This window comes from Paenibacillus sp. CAU 1782 (genome assembly GCF_054551715.1).
This window is the reverse complement of the sequence record NZ_JBTOLL010000005.1, coordinates 12,559-31,409: the sequence shown is the minus strand read 5'-3', so window position 1 is coordinate 31,409 and position 18,851 is coordinate 12,559. Positions and strand designations below refer to the sequence as shown.

Sequence of the window (18,851 nt, the reverse complement as noted above, 5' to 3'; positions counted from 1 at the left end):
CATTGTGCTTTATTGACGGGATCTCCTGTGAAAGCCTGCAATTCAATTATGCTTTATTGACGGGTTCTCCCGTGAAAGCCTGCAATTCCATCGGCGCTGCCATGAAGTCGGGAGCTTGCTTGATAAAAGCTTGCAAATGACTGCTGGCGTTGTGCAAGGCCACCGCTTCCTGATCTCTCCATAGCTCAACCATTGTGTAGCGATGAGGCACTTCTGTATTTTTCAGCAGCTGGTATCCGGCATTGCCTTCTTCGGCACGGCTTAGAGGAATCAAAGCGCGAGCTGCTTCGTGGAATGCATCTTCTTGTTCAGGAATGATCTGCAAATGGGCATGGATGATTAACATAACAATCGCCCTTTCTTGGTGTAAGATGTTTTATTGCCAGGTCGCAACCGTTTCGACAGGCAGCCGGTAGGAAGGATAACCTTGCTGAGCGGCTTTGCCGATGCTGATTAGCATTACGGGCTGATAACGTTCCTTGTCCAATCCGAATGCTTCGGCGATTTGGTCTTTTTCGTATCCGCCAATGGGATTTGTGTCATAACCGTGAGCGCGTGCAACCAGCATCAATTGCATGGAAACCAGGCCTGCATCGACAAAATTCACGTCGCGCAATTGGGAAGCCGAATAGTTTGCGTAGAAGCTTTTAATAATCGGCATTTGCGCTTCCTTTACTTCCGCAGGCATATAACCCAGCTCAACCGCTTTGCCAAAAATTTCATCGGCATATTGAAGGTTTTCCATGTCGGCAAAAACAGCGATAACAGCCGATGAGGTCAACACTTGCGTTTGATTAAAGCGTGCCAGCGGAGCAAGCTTCTGCTTGCCTTCCTGGCTTTCGATGACGACAAAGCGCCATGGCTGCAGGTTGACGGAAGAAGGAGCGCGATTGGCCTCGGCAAGAATTTCGGTCATTTCTTCCTTGCTGATTTTAACTTCAGGGTCGTAAGCCTTGATCGAACGGCGGTTTAAAACGATTTCGCGAAAATCATTGGACGGTTGGTTGTTGCTCATGATGTGAACATCTCCTTTTTGATTGTCTAAATATTATGGATCATACGCTTGAGATAATCCGCCAGCTGCTGAGTTTCTTTCTGGCTGAAGCCGTCCAGAATCTGGTTAACGAAGCTGTCACGCTCGCTTTTGTACCCCTCGATTCGCTGTTTTCCTTCCTCGCTTAAAGTAACGAAGGTTTCGCGGTTGTCATCTGGATTTCTGCGCCGAATCACCATGCCGTTTGCCTCAAGCTGCTTCAAATGGCGGGTAATCGCGGCATTGTCGATATTAATGCGCTTTTGGAGCATGGACTGGTTAATCTCGTCGACTTGACACAGCTCATGGAGAATCTCAAGACGCGAGGAGCTTATGCCGGTGCATTGCTCGAACTTGGGACTAAGCTTGTTGCGCAACGCGTTAAGCAAGCTCAGAATTTGATCTTCGTTGGTATTTATTTGGTTAGTCATGACTGGTGGCCTCCTGCTGAATAAAATGGAACAGGACAATTGTGCTGAGATCAGTATTTGAATGGTTGATACTTGACCTATCAATATTTGACCCATCAATCATTGACGGCTCAATTAATATAGCATACGTATTTATCTTTTGCAAATCCTATGGGGAAATATCGGAAACACGCCAAAACGGCGCCTTGAGGGGGCGGCTTATGAATGAGCTGCTCCTCCAGGACGCCGTTTGTTTATTAAAATTATGGCTCAGGCTTGCGGAAATTAGTCCAGAACGGCGCTGATGTGGGCTTTGGTAACGGACCAGTGGGAAGCTGTCCATACTTTGGCGCCTTTATCGACATAAATAATTTGGGGTGATTCGTGCTTCACTCCAGTATCCTCCGCGATTTTATTGGAAACAGGACGCGATTCGATAACCTTTACGAGCAGGTAGTCGACATCCTCGCGGGGGCTGCCGTTCAAATAGTTTTTGAATTCATCATGCGCGTTTGCGCTGACCGGGCAGGTGGTGCTGTGCTTGAAAACAACCAGCGGACGCTGTGATGAGGCTTCGAGCGCGCCGGACCATTCATCAATTGAAGTAATTTCCTTGTATGTCATCTCATTCACTCCTTGGCTGTAATGGTTTTATTATAGCAAAAAAAGTGAGTTGCATCACAGATCAATCGGTGATATAGTTGGTAATACGAAATGACCGTTTTTGTATTTTGGTCAGTTTGGTGGTATTGTACATTCATATCCATCGAAGATGAAGGAAGGTGTATAGATGTCAGTTGATCGCAGACAATTGATTGTTGAGGCTGCCGCCAAATCCTTTTCGATGTTTGGCTACAAGGCAACCACAATGGATGGCGTGGCCCGGATAGCCTCAGTTGGAAAAGGTACCATTTATACGTTTTTTGCCAACAAAGAAGAGCTGTTTCAGGTCATTATGAAAGAAATGATTCTTGAAATGAAAAACGTAGCGGAATCGGTGATCCAGCCCAACCGTCATTTCTTCGACAATCTGAACGCGGCCTTGGAGAGGTTGCTTGATTTCCGCGAGCAGCATGAGTTGGCGTTGAAGCTGCTGCAAGAGGTGCGCGAAATCGGAACGCCGATGGCAGTGGAAGCGCTGGGCCAATTAGAGCGGGCTGTAGTCGGTTATATTTCGGCTCAGGTCGGCAAAGCCGTAGAGCGTAAGGAGATCAAACCTTGCGATCCCGAAATGACCGCTTTTGTTATGCTGAAGCTGTATATGGCACTTGCCGTGGATTGGCAAAAAACATACGGTCCCATTTCAAAGCAGCAGCTTTCCGAAAAGCTGAGATTTTATTTGGAAGGCGGCCTGGCGCCCGATGATGCCGGATGCGCGCTGGCCCAGGGCTAACTACCCGCCTTAGCAGGAACAAAATGGCTCCGTCCCTAGAGATGGAGACCTGTTTTTTTGTACAAAAATGACCATTTTACTAAATCGGTCAGTTAGTATCGATACGCCCAGCCGAATGCCTATATAAGTTCAAGAATTCTATAGAAAAAACAGGAGTGGATCATCAATGAAATGGCATGGATTCAAACAATTCGGCAAGGAGCTTAAGGCTATACTGCGCAATAAGAAAGTTCTTATTCCGGTTATAGCTGTTATTATGGTGCCCGTTATGTATTCGGCGATGTTTCTGGGAGCTTTCTGGGATCCTTACTCCAAAATGGATCAGCTGCCGGTTGCCGTCGTCAATAATGACACGGGCACGGAATTTCAAGGAAAGTCTCTGCATATCGGAGACAACTTTGTGGATAAACTGAAGGAAAGCCGCAAATTCAACTGGGCATTCGTCAGCAAGGAAGAGGCCCTTCAAGGCATGAAAGACAACAAATATTATATGACGATCGAAATACCGGAGCATTTTTCGCAGGATGCAACAACGCTGACTTCGGATCAGCCGCAGCCGGCAAAGCTGATATTTCTCCCTAATGAAAGCTTCAACTTTCTTGCCGGCCAAATCGGCAACACTGCCGTTGAACAAATGAGAGCGATGCTGAACAAGGAAGTAACGGAAACTTATGCAAAAACCGTGTTTGAAAAACTGGAGGATGCCGCCGACGGCATTGTAAAGGCAGGGAACGGCGCGGGACAAATCGCCGATGGCACATCCAAGGCCAAAGACGGAGCCCAGCTCCTGGAGCAAAATCTTGCCAAGCTGACGGAAGGCACGGCCGCTCTGCAAGACGGCGCGGGCAAGCTGGATGCGGCGGGTACTGCGCTTGCGGGCGGCAGCAGCGAGCTTAAAGCCGGAGCAGGCAAGCTGACCGGCGGTCTGACGCAGCTGGAGAGCGCAGGAGCGGCTTTGGCGGAAGGCAGCGCGAGTGCGGATGCAGGCGCCAAGCAGCTTGCTGCCGGACTTGCGGCATCCTCGCAAGGCGCAGCTGAACTGAAGGCCGGAGCGGACGGCCTGGCTGCCGGCTTGGATCAGATGGCAGCTGCCAATCCGGCATTGGCGGAATCGCCAGAGTTCCAGACTCTTCTGGCAGCTAGCAAACGTCTCGCTGGCGGTCTCGAGCAGTCCGCAGCCGGACAGAAACAGCTTGCGGCCGGGGCTGATTCGCTGGAGCAAGGCGTAGGCAAGCTGGCTGCTGGCAGCATTCAGCTTAAGGAAGGTTTGATTGGCGCAAAAAGCGGTGCAGAAACGCTGGAAACGGGCCTCGGCAAGTTGTCTAGCGGAGCATCCGAGCTGTCGAGCGGATTGTCGCAGTTGAAAACATCCACGGCTACACTAAATGACGGTTCGTCCAAGCTGAAGGACGGCGCCGGGGAATTGTCGGGCGGCTTGCTGACATTGGATAATGGCGCGCAGGAGCTGTCCACCAAATTGAATGATGCTTCGTCGGCAACAAGCGACCTGACATTTAACGACGACAAGGCCGAAATGTTCGCCGAGCCGATCCAATTGCAAGTAGAGCCAGTAACGACGGTTGCCAATTACGGTACAGGGTTTGCTCCATACTTCCTGTCTCTGGGCTTGTATGTTGGCGCGCTGCTGATTACGATTGTTTATACAATGAAAGAACCTGCGGTTCGTCCGGCAAACGGCTGGAGCTGGTTCTGGAGCAAGGCGCTGACGCTGGTTCTGATTGGCGTTCTGCAAGCCCTTGTTGCCGATGCGGCGCTGCTTTTCATTCTGAAGCTTGACGTGCAAAATGTACCTTTGTTTATATTGTTCTCGATTGCAACAAGCATTACCTATATGATGATTGTTCAATTCTTTGTTACGACTATGGGGAATCCGGGACGTTTTGCCGCTATTATTCTGCTGATTCTTCAGTTGACCACTTCGGCAGGAACTTTCCCGCTGGAGCTGATTCCAGGCTGGATGCAGCATGTGACGCCTTGGCTGCCTATGACTTACACGGTAGCTGGACTAAAAGACGTGATTTCCAGCGGAGAAATTAGCCGGATGTGGAGCGATATGGCCTGGCTTGAGGGCTTTACGGGAGTATTTGCTTTCCTTACACTGGCGTATTTCACCTTTGTCCATCGCCGCACCCGCTCCGGCGCAGAGCCGGAGGCAAATGCAAAGCTGACCACGGCTTAAGGCATGCTGCACAACTGCGGCATTCATGAACGTTAGAGAACTACGGACATCTGTGGCCTTTAGAGCCTTACGGACATCGATGATCTTTAGAGAACTATGGATGTCTGTGGCCTTTAGAGCCTTACGGACATCGATGATCTTTAGAGAACTATGGATGTCTGTGGCCTTTAGAGCCTAACGGACATCCATGAACGTTAGAGAACTACGGATATCTGTGGCCTTTAGAGCCTTACGGACATCGATGAACTTTAGAAGACTATGGATGTCTGTGGCCTTTAGAGCCTTACGGACATCCATGACCGTTAGAGCCTTGTTTTGATCGAATGTCCATTTTTAAAGGTCATGCATGACCTTTAAAGCCTGAATTCGCCCTCTAAACACGGTTTTTGAGCGTCTAAAGGACACTGGTGACCGTTAAAAGAAGTAAAAGTGGCTAATTGGGGCTGTAATGGACATCGGTGACCGATAGAAGAAGTAAAGTAGCTAGTTGGAGCTTTAATGAACATCGGTGATCGCTAGATAGTTGAAGGCCAGCTGTTGGTGTGGTGACATCACTATGCTGATGTGTAATTAATAGATGCAAACAAGAAGAGCTCTGCTGTTTAAGCGGAGCTCTTCTTGTTTGCGGCGTGCTGAACGGCTCGCTTGCTTGTTTGCGGCGTGCTGAACGGCTCGCTTGCTTGTTTGCGGCGTGCTGAACGGCTCGCTTGCTTGTTTGCGGCGTGCTGAACGGCTCGCTTGCCTGTTTGCAGCGTGCTGAACGGCTCGCTTGCCTGTTTGCGGCGTGCTGAACGGCTCGCTTGCTTGTTTGCGGCGTGCTGAACGGCTCGCTTGCTTGTTTGCAGCGTGCTGAACGGCTCGCTGCGCTGTGCTTGATGTTGCCAGTCTTGCGGAACCTGTAATGGATTAGGCCGAAATTTTAATAACTTGACCTGGGAAAATCAGGTTCGGGTTTTTCAGTTCATTCAGCTTAGCAAGGTACTGCCAAGTAACATTGTATTTTTTTGCGATTTTCGTAAGGTTATCGCCTTTTTGTACCACGTAAACGACTTTCTCCGGCTCAGGCTGCGGAGCAGGTTTTGTCGGTTTAGTTGGTTCTGCTGGTTTAACCGGCTCGGTTGGCTTAACCGGCTCAGCCGCTTTTTCGATAATTTGAACGCGACCTTCTGTTTTTACATCCAATTTATCTTGCTTTTGGATGTAAGCGATAAGCGATTCGTCCAATGCCGGGAACTCGTTTTTGATTGGAGCATTCATAAACATTGTGTATTCGTCGCCGCCAGCTGCCATGAAATCATTTGTAGCAACGACATAGCTGCGTTTCAAATCAAGCGCTTTGCCGCCGATTTTGACGTTAACGACGCGTTCGCCTGCAGGTTTGTTCAGATCAATTGCATACGTCAGACCGCTAACGTGAGGGAAAGCGCCCTTAGGCTCCGGATAAGCGTTTGTGCCTGCTTCGATAGCAGCCAGAATGTCCGCGCCAGTCAATTCTTTGGTTACGATGTAGTTGCCGAAAGGAAGAACAGTAATGATGCTGCCTTTCGTGATATCGCCTTTGGAAATCGAAGCTCGGATGCCGCCGCCATTTGTGATGGCAACTTCGGCGCCGCTTACGTCGCGCATTGCATCAGTGATGAGATTGCCCAGGTTTGTTTCGCCTGCGCGTACCTGCTCGCGTTCGCCATCCAGCACCACGTTTGTGGAGCCGACAACTTCGCTCAAAACAGCCTCTTGGGTTTTTTGGATCTCTTCAATTACTTTAACGATTGCAGGATCAGGCTCAACCTCTGCCGTTTCCTCTTTATTTACGAGATGCGCTTTTTTGGAGACCAGCTTTTTGTTGGCGTCAAATTCCAGTTCAACAACGCCAAGGTTTTTCGTGTATTCGCCGGAGCTAACGATCAACGTGTCGTTTGCGCCTTCCAGACCTTCAACAAGAGTCGAATGGCTGTGGCCGTCCACGATCAGATCAATGCCGGGTGCATCCTTTGCCACTTTAATGCTTGTGTCAGTGCTGGATTCGTCGATGCCAAGATGAGTCAAAGCGATAACGATATCCACTTTTCCTGTAAGCTCGGCAACCATTTCTTTTGCCACAACGGATGGATCTTCGAAAATAAGGCCTTTTACGTTATCGGGATGAGTCTTGTATGTTGTTTCCGGTGTTGTCAGTCCGAAAATACCCAGCTTGATGCCGTCCACTTCGCGGATGATGTAAGGCTCCAGGACGTAAGAGCCGTCCGGATGCTTCACGTTTGCGGACAATACAGGGAATACCGTCATTTCTGCGAGCTCCAACAGACGCTCATAGCCATAGTTGAAATCATGGTTGCCGGCTGCCATAGCGTCATAGCCGACCTGATTCATGACGTCAACAATGCTTTCGCCGCGAACCAGCGTAGCAAATGTCGTGCCGTGGAAAGTGTCTCCAGCGTCTAACAGAAGCGTGTTAGGGTTTTTGGCCTTGTATTGCTGAACCAGAGTCGAAACCTTTGCAAATCCCATGCCGTCATTGCTAGCTTCCAATGCTCTTCCGTGTGTATCGTTTGTGTGCAGCAGCGTAATTTTGGTAACTTCCTCTTTTTTCTCGGCCTGGCTAGCAGTTTCGCTTGTCGCAGCTGTTTCGGCAAATGCAGATGTGGTCCATCCCATTACCATAACAACAGCCAGAATCAATGTTAACCACTTGTTTCTCAATTTCAACTTGTATTCCCTCCCAGAAATAATGTAACATGCAGTCTAGTAAATACCTGACCAGCTAGAATAGTTTAACATAAAATTGTCATTTTGGGTCATAACCTATGTAAATTTCAGGTTAAAATGAGGTAGAGTAGAGAATCTGATCGAATTTTCTGACATGTTGTGTGATATGGGAGTTGTGTTTGGGGAATGGATGCAATCACTTATGTGAAATGAATTGACGCGATGAAAAGGGGTTGGAGGCAATCCTGAGGCTTAAGGATTGATTTCAGAGGTTAGATTTGGATGAAAAGTCCCATATGGAAGCCATATTGGCACGCGACTGCCTTTGTTCCCGATCGTAAGAAACTTTCTTATGGCGCTAGATTGCTACGTCATTTTGTTCATCCTATAGACTTTTAAGAAATGACAAATACTATTGCCCTTTTGTGGAGATGATGTATAATCACATTGATTTCTCAATTATTGGTTGCAAGGAGGGCGCATAAATGACGGAAGAAAGCATTATCCGTTTTGAACATGTCACGAAACAATATGATCCCGGAGATCCCGCCGTACTGAAAAGCGTAAGCTTTGAAATTCAACGCGGGAAATTTTATACATTGCTAGGGCCGTCCGGCTGCGGTAAAACGACTATTCTCCGGCTAATCGCCGGGTTTACGGAGCCGTCGGAGGGAAAGATCTATTTTAATGGAAAAGTGATTAATAAGGTACCGGCCAACAACCGCCAGGTGAATACGGTGTTTCAGGATTATGCCTTGTTTCCCCATCTGAACGTATTTGAAAATGTCGCGTTTGGTCTCCGGATCAAAGGAGTAAAAGGCGCCGATCTGTCCGCCAAGGTAACGGAAGCGCTTCGTTTCGTCAACCTTAGCGGCTATGAAAACCGCGAAATCACGGAAATGTCGGGCGGCCAGAGGCAGAGGGTCGCAATTGCGCGCGCGATTGTCAACGAACCGGAAATCCTGCTGCTTGATGAGCCATTGTCGGCGCTTGATCTCAAGCTGCGTACGGAGATGCAATATGAGCTAAGGGAGCTTCAGCGTCGCCTTGGCATTACTTTTATTTTCGTCACGCACGACCAGGAGGAAGCGCTGGCGATGTCGGACGAAATTTTTGTGTTGAGCGAAGGGACGATTCAGCAATCCGGCACGCCAAACGATATTTACGACGAGCCCATCAACCGGTTTGTTGCCGATTTTATCGGAGAATCCAATATCGTCAAAGGCCGCATGCTGCGTGATTTCGAGGTGGAGATCGCGGGCCATTCGTATGAATGCGTCGACCAAGGACTGAATGATGGGGAAATCGTCGATATCGTCATCCGGCCGGAGGATCTGGAGATTACCTCGCCTGAAAAGGGCAAGATGCAGGTGCGCGTAGATACTCAGCTGTTCCGCGGCGTACACTATGAAATCAGCTGCTACGACGATTCGGAAAACGAGTGGCTGGTTCACTCCACGCGGAAAGCGGCCGTTGGCGAGCGGATCGGGCTTTATTTTGAACCGGAAGCGATTCACGTTATGAGACTGGGCGAAACGGAAGAGGAGTTTGATCGGAGATTGGAGTCCTACGAGGACGGCGCCGGGCAGACGGTGGAAGGCGGCGGAGGCAGCCATGGAGGCTAAGGCGCGCAATCTGTACCTCATTCCGTACATGCTGTGGGTCGTGTTGTTCGTGGTGGCGCCGATTTTGCTCGTTCTCTATTATTCCTTCTTTAATGTAGAGGGCCAATTTACGCTGGACAACTATGCCAAGTTTTTTACGCCCGTTTATTTGCGAATGACGCTTAGCTCGTTCTGGTACGCGTTCCTCATTACGCTGTTTTCGCTGCTTGTGGCCTATCCGACGGCGTATCTGCTGACGCGCACCAAGCACAAAACGCTTTGGCTGCTGCTTATTATTTTGCCAAGCTGGATCAATCTGCTGCTGAAGGCGTACGCGTTCATCGGGTTATTCGGCACCTACGGCTTCGTCAATACGGTGCTTGAGCTTACGGGCATCGGCAACAAACAAATTCTGTTCACCGATTTCAGCTTTGTGTTTGTGTCGGTGTACATTTTTATTCCGTTTATGGTGTTGCCAATTTTTAACGCTCTGGAAAAAATGAACCCAACCCTGGTATACGCCGCGCGGGATCTCGGCGCTTCGTCTTGGATGACGTTCCGCAGAGTAGTGTTTCCTCTGACGCTGGACGGCGTTAAGGCGGGCTGCATGGCGGTATTTATTCCGGCATTGTCGCTGTTTATGATTACGCGTCTGATTGCGGGCAACCGCGTCATTACGCTGGGTACAGCCATCGAGCAGCATTTTCTGGTCACGCAGGACTGGGGCATGGGCGCTACGATCGCGGTATTCCTGATTATTGCCATGGCGCTGCTGATGCTGCTGACGGGCAACAGAAAGCGAGGGCTGATCGACATTGTCAAAAGGTAAATGGAAGCTCGAGAGCCTCTATCTCATTGCCGTATTCGCCATCTTGTACGCGCCAATTTTTTACCTGATGTTTTATTCTTTCAATAGCGGCGGCTCGATGCGGGAGTTTGAAGGATTTACGCTGGAGTATTACGGCGAAGTGTTCCAAGACACCCGGCTGCTGATCATCGTACTGAATACGTTTATTATTGCGCTGTTGTCGGCAGCGATCTCTACTATTATCGGGGTGTTCGGAGCCATCGCCATTCACTACATCCGAAGCAATCGGCCAAAAGGCGCTTTGCTGACGTTAAACAACGTATTGATCGTTAGCCCGGACGTTATTATCGGCGCATCGTTTCTGATCCTGTTTACGCTGGCGGGCATTCAGCTTGGCTTTGTATCCGTGCTTCTGTCGCATATCGCGTTCAGCATTCCGATTGTCGTCATTATGGTGCTGCCCAAGCTGCAAGAGATGAGCGGCACGTTGATTGACGCGGCCCGCGATCTGGGGGCAAGCGGCTGGCAGGTGCTGTCCAAGGTTGTGCTGCCTTACATCAAACCGGGTATTTTTGCCGGATTTTTTATGGCGCTGACCTATTCGCTTGACGACTTTGCAGTGACTTTCTTTGTGACGGGGAACGGTTTTTCAACGTTATCGGTTGAAATTTATTCCCGCGCGCGTCAAGGCGTATCCTTGTCCATCAATGCGTTGTCGACGCTGATCTTCCTGTTTACAATCGTGCTGGTCATCGGCTATTACTTCATTAACAAGCGCAATAATGTACGGCCTGCGGCAAAGGAGGGAAGCCTGTGAAGCAGTTGGTGCGGATGTTTGTGCTGGTGTTTGCGGTTTCCTTCGCTCTGATCTATGTAACCTCGTACATGAATTCCAGCGCGGGTTACTCCGGCGGGAACACGCTGACGGTTTACAATTGGGGGGATTATATCGATCCCGATCTCATTGCCCGCTTCGAGGAGGAGACAGGCATCAAGGTCATTTATCAAACCTTCGACTCCAATGAAGCGATGATGACCAAAATCAAGCAAGGCGGCACGGTATTCGATGTGGCGGTTCCGTCGGAATATGCTATCAGCAAGCTGAAGGAGGACGACCTGCTGCTGCAGATCGATCATTCCTTGCTTCCCAACCTGGAGCATATTGATTCGCGGTTCATGCACCTGTCATTTGATCCCGAAAACGCCTATTCCGTGCCTTACTTCTGGGGAACAGTCGGAATCGTGTTTCATCCCGATAAGGTGGGCGATTTGACCTTTGACAGCTGGAATGATCTGTGGGACGAGAGCTTGCGAAACAAAGTGATGCTGCTGGATGGAGCACGCGAGGTAATGGGCATGGGGCTAAACAGCTTGGGCTATTCCCTTAACGACACCGAAGAGGCGCATTTGCAGGAGGCGCTTGCCAAGTTGTCGCGCCTTACGCCAAACGTAAAAGCCATTGTCGGCGATGAAATCAAAATGCTGATGGCTAACGAAGAGGCAGCCGCCGGCCTGGTCTGGTCCGGTGACGCATCGGAGATCATGTCGGAGAACGAGGAACTGGATTACGTGGTTCCGCAGGAAGGCTCCAATCTGTGGTTCGACAACATGGTCATTCCAAAAACAGCCCGCAACCTCCAGGGAGCGCATCAGTTTATCAACTTTATGCTGGACCCCGAGGTGGCGGCGCAGAATACGGAATACGTCGGTTATTCCACGCCGAACAAAGACGCGCTTGCGCTTCTGCCCGAGGAGATATCGGGAGACGAACGTTTCTATCCCGATGAGGAGCTGACGAGCCGCCTGGAGGTTTACGACAACCTGGGGCCTCGTATGCTATCCCATTACAATGAGCTGTTTCTGGAATTTAAAATGCATCGGAAGTAGATGTAATCATTTCAGTCCAATCCGAAGTGGCTGTGATGAATCGTAAGTAAATGTAGTGGGAGCGAGAAGGGATATCTTTATCGCGATTGGAAAACGGCGGTTCTGCGATTTGCAACCCGGTCAATGGGGAGTAAGTTGCGGTAAACCGCTGTTTTTTTATGGCTATTTGTACATAAATGGGACGAGGGGGCGTTGACGGTGGTTGCAAGTTGATGCTTGTCAGCAGGGTTAAGCAAAAATGGCTTTTAACGGTCATTGATGTCCATCTGTTATGGTAAATGTCTGTCAGAGTAAATCGTGGTAGACTCAAGATAGAGAAATGGCAAAAAAGTAAATGGGAGATTAGAAAGCGAAGAGCAATAGGGGGAGGGTAACATGGTTGTCGCCTTGATCATCGTTTCGATGCTGCTGATTCTGCAGACGGGATATCTGTTGGTGTACCGGAGCCAAATTCGAGATATCGGTAAGCAGCTTGATTTTATCGGCAAGCACGGGTCATTCAAGTGGATATCAACCCAAATAAAGCCGCCGGAGGTGGAGCGGCTGATGGGGTCTTGCAATGTGCTGCTGCAACGCCAGCGTGAGCTTGAGCAGCAGTTCGCGCGCCGCAATGAGGAGATTAACACAACAATTATTAGCCTTTCCCACGATATACGCACACCACTTACGGCATTGGACGGCTATCTCCAGCTGGCGGAGCGGACAGATGAGCCCGAGGACCACGCCCATTATATTCAGCAGGCCCAGTCCCGAACCTCCCAAATGATTCAACTGGTGGACGAGTTGTTTCTATATACGAAGCTGCAAAACCCCGAATACTGTTTTGAATTAGAAGCGCTTGAGCTGAATGCGGTGCTTTCGCGCAACCTTATTGCTTTAATCGACGATTTTTCCCGTATTGGGCATGAGCCGACGCTTGAGCTGCCCGATCATCCGCTATGGATAAAAGCAAATGGAAACGCGCTGGAAAGGGTTTTTGCGAACATCCTGCAGAACTATCTACTGCATGGAGCCGGAAGCCTGAGTATTCGTTATGAGAATTATCCCGATACGGCGCGCCTTGTATTCTTCAATTCGTTGCGGGATGACCAGCCAGTGCAGATCGAGCGTGTGTTCACCCGTTTTTATAAGGAGGATTCATCGCGCACCGTACGCTCCTCCGGGCTGGGGCTTGCCATTGTCAAGTCATTGATGGAAAAAATGAATGGAAATGCTGACGCCAAACTGGAAAATGGCGAGTTTCACCTCGGTATTACCTTTTGCAAGACGGAGAAGGCTGGGGAGACGAAGATGCGACAGTGAAAATAGGAGCGGGAAAGGAGAACGGTCATGGCTGTTGAAAGCAAGGAAGGCAAAATATTAATAGTAGAAGATGATGCTCATATCAATCAGATTTTGTACGACGGCCTTGCTCAAGAAGGGTATAGATGCACGCGAGCTTATTCCGGAAGCGAAGGTTTGTTGCAACTGGAACGTGGCGATTTCCAACTCATTATTCTCGATTTGATGCTGCCCGGCTTGTCGGGGGAACGCTTTATGCAAGAGCTGAAAGAGCAACCACGCCCCGCGACCCCGGTCATCGTCCTGACTGCCAAGGATCAATTGGACCACAAGCTTAACCTGTTTGCACTGGGAGCGGTGGATTATGTGACAAAACCTTTTTCGCTTATGGAGCTAGTTGCCCGCATTCAAGTACATATCAAGCGAGAATCGCCAGTCTCCGCGCCCTCTTCCTACAGCTACAAGCAGCTTCAACTGGATAGCGAAGAATATCGAGTTACGCTTGAAGGGCGGGAAATCCCCCTCACTCGGCAGGAATACAAAATTATCGAACTGCTGGTTAGGAACCCGAAACGGGTTTTTACCAAGCAAGACTTATACGAGCTAGCATGGGACGAGCCATATCTAGGCGAGGACAAAACCATTACTGTCCACATCAGCAATATTCGCAATAAATTTAAGGTCTGCTCCTCTGCGAGCTATATCGATACCGTTTGGGGCATCGGTTTTCGAATGAGTCCCTGACATCTTTGATCTTTCTTAGCATTTTCTTGACGTTGGCTTAGTCTCTGTCCGGTTTACTGGAGACAGGAGGTGGATGAAGCATGGCGGAAAATATCATTGAACTGGAGCGATTGACCAAGACATATAAAGCGATAACGGCTGTGCGCGAGGTCAGCGCCAGGATTGGCAAAGGCGAAATTTTTGGATTGATCGGACGCAATGGAGCGGGCAAATCCACATTGCTGAAAATGATCGGTGGCCTCGTGTATCCGACGGAGGGAAACATCTATTTTTTTAATCGAACGACTGAGAATAATCCTTCTCTGTTTGAGAGGATGGGCTTGCTTGTGGAGCAGCCGGGTTTGTATCCCCAATATTCGGCTGAAAAGAATCTGAGCCTGTTGGCAACCGCCTATGGGCTGAAGGAGAAGAAGCCGCAGATTGATAAACTGCTCAAGCTGGTAGGCCTTGAGGAAGCAGGCAAACGAAAGGTCAAGCACTTTTCCATGGGTATGAAGCAGCGGCTGGGCATTGCAATCGCTTTGCTTGGCAGTCCCGATGTGTTGATTTTGGATGAGCCGATTAACGGACTGGACCCGCAAGGGATCGCGGACATCCGTCAGGTGATTCTGGATTTGAACAAAACAGGACTAACCATCATCATCGCCAGCCATATGCTGGAGGAGTTGTCCAAGGTCGCCACGCAATATGGCATCCTTCATCAAGGGGAGCTTATCGAGGTCATGAGCAGGGATGAGTTGATGGCTAAATGCGGCGAGCGGATTGAACTGGAGGTTCCTGCTGCGAGAGATGTTATCCCGCTTTTGGAGCAAGAGTTAGGATTGACGCATTATCAGGTGCTGAACGATCGGGTGCTCCATGTCTACGATGAGCGGGCGGAAGCTAGCCGAATAGTGGAAGTTCTGGTGAAAGGCGGCATCCTCGTCCATTCGATTCATAAGCACAAGCAGAGTTTGGAGCAGTACTTTCTGGAACGGACGGGCGTCGGGAGGGATACGCATGTTTAATTTGTTGCGGATGGAGCTGCGACGCTTTGCAGGCAACAAAGTGGTGCCGCTGCTGCTGTTGTTGTTTGGCGCTTTCCAATTGTTCGGCATCTTTATGATGGGGCAGTATCAATCCTCTATGGAGGTCGGGGGATTGTCCGTCAGTACGATGAATGAAATTCAGTTTATCCAAAATACTCTGGCTCAGCCGCCCGCCTGGATGCTGCTATACCTTGCGGTTTTCACCGTTTATTTCTATATGAGCGAATACAACAGCGGCTTCTACAAGAACTACATCGGCATGCGTCATGCGCGTGTTCATTCTGTTCTGTCCAAGATGGTCGTTCAAGCGCTGTTTACTCTGCTTTTGTTTGCGGTGATGCTCATCGTCGATCTGGTCGGCAGGCAGCTTTTTTTCGGTCAAGCGGCCATTGGCGACTTGGGATATCTGCTTAAACTGCTGATCGGACAGTTTCTGCTGCACTTCGCCTTTACTGTTCTTGTGCTTTGCATCACCATGGTGGCGAGGAACCCGTTGCTGAGTGTGGCAGTCGGGATCGTAATCGCTCTTAATGTTCACGGTATGGTCCTTGCCGTCCTGGAGGAGGCGATCGGTTCGCCCCGGCTTTCGCGTTACCTTCTGGTCAACACCATTACCGGTACCAAGGATCTGGGTGATAGCGGAGACCTGATTCATGTTTTCGGCGTTGCTGCTGTAGCTTTGTTCATATTCGGACTCATCGCGGTACGTTACAAGATGAAGGAAGATTTAAGGTAGATAGCTCCGTGCGGCGCTTAATGGGATTTTTCTGCCATCTGTGATTTTATACTTACCCAAAACGGGCTAAGGGCGTTATACTAAATCATATTTGTCGAAAAACCGGAGGGGAGCGGGGCGTACATGTCTAGAGCGGTTAGTGCGGCTGCTGTGGCAGCGGCTTTGTTTGCGTTTGTTTTTATTATCGCCATGATGCCGATTGTGCTTCAATCCGGCGGCGAGGGCCAGGCAGCGCTGCGATGGTCATGGAGCGAAGGGTTTCAGAGCTTGAGAAACTACATAACAGGGTTGTCGAACGGAGAGTCATTTCAATTCTATTTGGGCAAAAATCAGTTTGATTTCCGCGACATGATCGGCCGCCATTTTATGATTTCGTTTTTTTATGTTGCTGCCGCCGCGGTACTGGGAACGGTGATCGGTTTGATGTCCGGTATCTTTTTTGGATCCTCCAGAAGGGGCTGGCTGCAAGGCATTGTCGATTTTACGGGATCAATACCGGAGTTTGTCATCATTCTTATTCTCCAGTTTAGCGTCGTTTTTGTTCTCAAGCAGACGGGAGTTTTACTGTTTGAGGTAGCTACCTTGAATTCGGATGAACCTGCCGTCGTTTTGCCGCTCATAGCCATGGTGATTATTCCGGCCGGCTATCTGATTCGCAATGTGTCGATGCAGATGAAGCTGACATTGATGGAGGATTATATCGGAACGGCCAAAGCGCGCGGGTTAAAGAAGAGCTACATTCTGTTTTACCATGCGCTGCCGAATGTTCTTCCCTACATCAAAGGCGATTTGCACAAGCTGATGGGCATTATTATGGGCAATTTGTTTATTGTGGAATATTTGATGAATAACAAAGGGATCTCCCAGTTTATTTTTGCGGCAGCATTTAGCAGCTGGGGTTACCAATATAGCGTTGTTGTTAATGGGCTGTTATCGTTCCTGGCGCTGTACGGCATCGGTTATTGGATATTGAGAGGGTTTCTGTACGGTCTGGGGAGGGTGTTCGCGCGATGAACAAAACATTGATTACGGGGCTTGTCATTATAATGAGTTTCATCGCTGCGGCGCTGCTGGCTCCATGGATTGCGCCGTATGACCTCAAGCACCAGACCAAAATCGAATACATCGTCGGCGAAGACGGAAAAGGGAAAGTGTTGGTTCCTCCTGTTCCGCCGGGTGCCGAACATCCTCTGGGAACGGATAAATACGGTTATGATCTGATGACCAAATTGCTCTACGGCGCCAAATATACGGTGTTTCTTTCGATAGGCATTGCGGCGCTGAGGGTTCTGCTCGGCGGATTAGCGGGTCTGGTGCTCGGCTATTACAGCCGTGAGGGCGGGGGGAAGTCAGGCGGAGGTTCTTTTTGGAGCGTTTTAAACGGCATACCGATCTTTTTGGTCGTATGGCTGGCTATGCTGGGCGTTTCCATTAATCCATCGGCGTCAACCTTTGCGATGTCCGCCATTTTGGGACTTCTTTTGCTGGCGATAGGCATTCCTTCCGTCGCCTCCGTGGTCAAAGCCAAAACAATCGTTCTCCGAGAAAAACAGTTTGTAACGGCGGCTCATTCGCTCGGAGCGGGGAATTTCGCCATCATGTTTCGTCATCTTTTGCCGCATCTGAAGGAAAGCTTGCTGATTTTAGCCGTGCAGGAAATGATTCTGGTACTGACTCTGTTTGGACAGCTGGCGATCTTCAATGTATTTGCCGGGGGGACCATCATGTATCCCGACCCGCTGGAATTCCACAGCCGAAGCCATGAGTGGGGCGGACTGATCGGAGCTGCGCGGAGCCAATTTTATGTCCATCAGTGGATTTTTTATGTACCGCTTGCTGTTTATATGACGTTGATTACTGGCTTTTATCTGATTTCAAAAGGTTTGGAGAAAAAATACGGCAAGCAATACGCCAAGCATTCGCATCTTTAAACGTAGCAAACTCCCGCCAGAGCTTGTAAATCGGCGGGGGTTTTTTTAAAAAAAATAAAAAAAATTTTCTGAAAAATGAAAGCGATGCCAAAAAACGCTGTCTTTTCAGTCATGCCAACGGTTTCCACGATTTCTCAGATTTTTGGATTTGGTGTTCAAAAGCCGTTTCCTATGGGCGTTCAGCCTTGACGCTATCCCTGAAATCGTGTTACGGTCTTGTTAACATAATTAACGTGAAGCTTGTTCGCAAGCAGGGAAAGGAGCAATTTAACGTGATAAAAGCATTGGTTTTTGATTTTGACGGAACGATCATTGACACAGAGACGCCGTGGTATTATGCATTTCGGGAGCGCTACAAGAGCCATGGTGTGGAGTTGACGCTGGAAAAGTATTCGCAATGCGTCGGTACCAGCCTGCATCAATTCAATCCCTATACGTATCTGATGACCGAGCACGGCCTGCCTATCGACGAAGAGGAGTTCCGGGCCGCTGTGCATCGCGATCATGCGGAATGGATGGGCAAGGAACAAATCCGTCCCGGCGTAATTAATTATTTGGAGGCAGCCAAGGCAGCCGGTTTGAAAATCGGTCTGGCATCAAGCTCCAAACGGGATTGGATCGAGAGACATCTGGCTGTGCTTGGCATCGGCCATTACTTTGAATTTATGGCTACGGCGGACGATGTAGCCAAAGTAAAGCCCGATCCGGAATTGTACCGCTTGGCGCTGGCGGGGTTAGGCGTTGAACCTGGCGAAGCGGTAGCTATCGAGGATTCTCCCAACGGGGCGAGAGCGGCTGCGGCAGCGGGCATGCATTGCATCATTGTTCCCAATGAGCTGACCAAGCTGTTGCCGTTTGATGAGGGAAGCCTGAATAAACATGCGGAATCGCTGGCTGACGTGAATTTTGACGAGCTTGTCAGCAAGGGCTGCGGCAGCAGCGCTGTTGGGGCATAAGGCAAAGTCTGACCTCTAGACATAGCTGCGAACGGAGGGTGTTTATCCTGGGCGGATGATACCGCCTCCTCCTAAAAGCCGAATAGACGGAATATTCAAATTATTATTGGTTGTAATTTTACATTGAAAGGATG

Annotated in this window: 18 protein-coding genes; 13 read left to right on the top strand and 5 right to left on the bottom strand. The window is 49.5% G+C overall.

What is annotated here, in order from left to right:
- Positions 1 to 46: 46 nt before the first annotated feature.
- The 4 genes from ACX93W_RS13755 to ytxJ form a co-directional block, all read right to left on the bottom strand.
- Complete coding sequence (locus ACX93W_RS13755) at positions 47 to 346, bottom strand: putative quinol monooxygenase (RefSeq protein WP_459392954.1); 300 nt, start codon at positions 344 to 346, stop codon at positions 47 to 49.
- Between the two features lie 30 nt (positions 347 to 376).
- Entirely contained in the window at positions 377 to 1,015 is a 639-nt protein-coding gene (locus ACX93W_RS13750) for a nitroreductase family protein (protein ID WP_459392953.1), read from the bottom strand.
- Between the two features lie 26 nt (positions 1,016 to 1,041).
- The gene (locus tag ACX93W_RS13745) at positions 1,042 to 1,464 is read right to left on the bottom strand and encodes a MarR family winged helix-turn-helix transcriptional regulator (RefSeq protein ID WP_459392952.1); all 423 of its coding nucleotides are present in this window, start codon (positions 1,462 to 1,464) and stop codon (positions 1,042 to 1,044) included.
- Positions 1,465 to 1,728: 264 nt separating this feature from the next.
- Positions 1,729 to 2,067, bottom strand: coding sequence for a bacillithiol system redox-active protein YtxJ (ytxJ, locus tag ACX93W_RS13740; protein WP_459392951.1), 339 nt, complete (start codon positions 2,065 to 2,067; stop codon positions 1,729 to 1,731).
- 166 nt (positions 2,068 to 2,233) lie between these two features.
- Here ytxJ and ACX93W_RS13735 point away from each other — a divergent pair, with 166 nt between their 5' ends.
- Both ACX93W_RS13735 and ACX93W_RS13730 read left to right on the top strand, forming a co-directional pair.
- Complete coding sequence (locus tag ACX93W_RS13735; protein ID WP_459392950.1) at positions 2,234 to 2,836, top strand: TetR/AcrR family transcriptional regulator; 603 nt, start codon at positions 2,234 to 2,236, stop codon at positions 2,834 to 2,836.
- Positions 2,837 to 3,002: 166 nt separating this feature from the next.
- Positions 3,003 to 5,036, top strand: a complete 2,034-nt coding sequence (locus ACX93W_RS13730) for a YhgE/Pip family protein (RefSeq protein ID WP_459392949.1) — start codon at positions 3,003 to 3,005, stop codon at positions 5,034 to 5,036.
- Between the two features lie 906 nt (positions 5,037 to 5,942).
- Here the strand turns inward: ACX93W_RS13730 and ACX93W_RS13725 are convergent.
- Entirely contained in the window at positions 5,943 to 7,742 is a 1,800-nt protein-coding gene (locus tag ACX93W_RS13725) for a 5'-nucleotidase C-terminal domain-containing protein (protein WP_459392948.1), read from the bottom strand.
- A gap of 485 nt (positions 7,743 to 8,227) precedes the next feature.
- Here ACX93W_RS13725 and ACX93W_RS13720 point away from each other — a divergent pair, with 485 nt between their 5' ends.
- From ACX93W_RS13720 to ACX93W_RS13670, 11 genes are all read left to right on the top strand, one after another.
- Positions 8,228 to 9,367, top strand: a complete 1,140-nt coding sequence (locus ACX93W_RS13720; RefSeq protein WP_459392947.1) for an ABC transporter ATP-binding protein — start codon at positions 8,228 to 8,230, stop codon at positions 9,365 to 9,367.
- Entirely contained in the window at positions 9,357 to 10,175 is an 819-nt protein-coding gene (locus tag ACX93W_RS13715; RefSeq protein WP_459392946.1) for an ABC transporter permease, read from the top strand. Before ACX93W_RS13720 ends, ACX93W_RS13715 begins: the two co-directional genes overlap by 11 nt.
- Complete coding sequence (locus tag ACX93W_RS13710) at positions 10,162 to 10,971, top strand: ABC transporter permease (protein WP_459392945.1); 810 nt, start codon at positions 10,162 to 10,164, stop codon at positions 10,969 to 10,971. Before ACX93W_RS13715 ends, ACX93W_RS13710 begins: the two co-directional genes overlap by 14 nt.
- On the top strand, positions 10,968 to 12,041 hold the full coding sequence (locus tag ACX93W_RS13705) for an ABC transporter substrate-binding protein (protein ID WP_459392944.1): 1,074 nt from the start codon (positions 10,968 to 10,970) through the stop codon (positions 12,039 to 12,041). The genes ACX93W_RS13710 and ACX93W_RS13705 overlap by 4 nt, the downstream gene beginning before the upstream one ends.
- A gap of 375 nt (positions 12,042 to 12,416) precedes the next feature.
- The gene (locus tag ACX93W_RS13700; protein ID WP_459392943.1) at positions 12,417 to 13,343 is read left to right on the top strand and encodes a sensor histidine kinase; all 927 of its coding nucleotides are present in this window, start codon (positions 12,417 to 12,419) and stop codon (positions 13,341 to 13,343) included.
- 27 nt (positions 13,344 to 13,370) lie between these two features.
- Positions 13,371 to 14,066, top strand: a complete 696-nt coding sequence (locus ACX93W_RS13695) for a response regulator transcription factor (RefSeq protein ID WP_459392942.1) — start codon at positions 13,371 to 13,373, stop codon at positions 14,064 to 14,066.
- 80 nt (positions 14,067 to 14,146) lie between these two features.
- Positions 14,147 to 15,073 (top strand): ABC transporter ATP-binding protein, encoded by a 927-nt coding sequence (locus ACX93W_RS13690; protein ID WP_459392941.1) that lies wholly within the window; start codon positions 14,147 to 14,149, stop codon positions 15,071 to 15,073.
- Positions 15,066 to 15,830, top strand: a complete 765-nt coding sequence (locus tag ACX93W_RS13685; protein WP_459392940.1) for an ABC transporter permease — start codon at positions 15,066 to 15,068, stop codon at positions 15,828 to 15,830. The genes ACX93W_RS13690 and ACX93W_RS13685 overlap by 8 nt, the downstream gene beginning before the upstream one ends.
- Positions 15,831 to 15,953: 123 nt before the next feature.
- Entirely contained in the window at positions 15,954 to 16,844 is an 891-nt protein-coding gene (locus tag ACX93W_RS13680; RefSeq protein ID WP_459392939.1) for an ABC transporter permease subunit, read from the top strand.
- Entirely contained in the window at positions 16,841 to 17,761 is a 921-nt protein-coding gene (locus ACX93W_RS13675; RefSeq protein ID WP_459392938.1) for an ABC transporter permease, read from the top strand. Before ACX93W_RS13680 ends, ACX93W_RS13675 begins: the two co-directional genes overlap by 4 nt.
- 272 nt (positions 17,762 to 18,033) lie before the next feature.
- Complete coding sequence (locus ACX93W_RS13670) at positions 18,034 to 18,717, top strand: HAD family hydrolase (RefSeq protein ID WP_459392937.1); 684 nt, start codon at positions 18,034 to 18,036, stop codon at positions 18,715 to 18,717.
- The last annotated feature ends 134 nt before the right edge of the window (positions 18,718 to 18,851 follow it).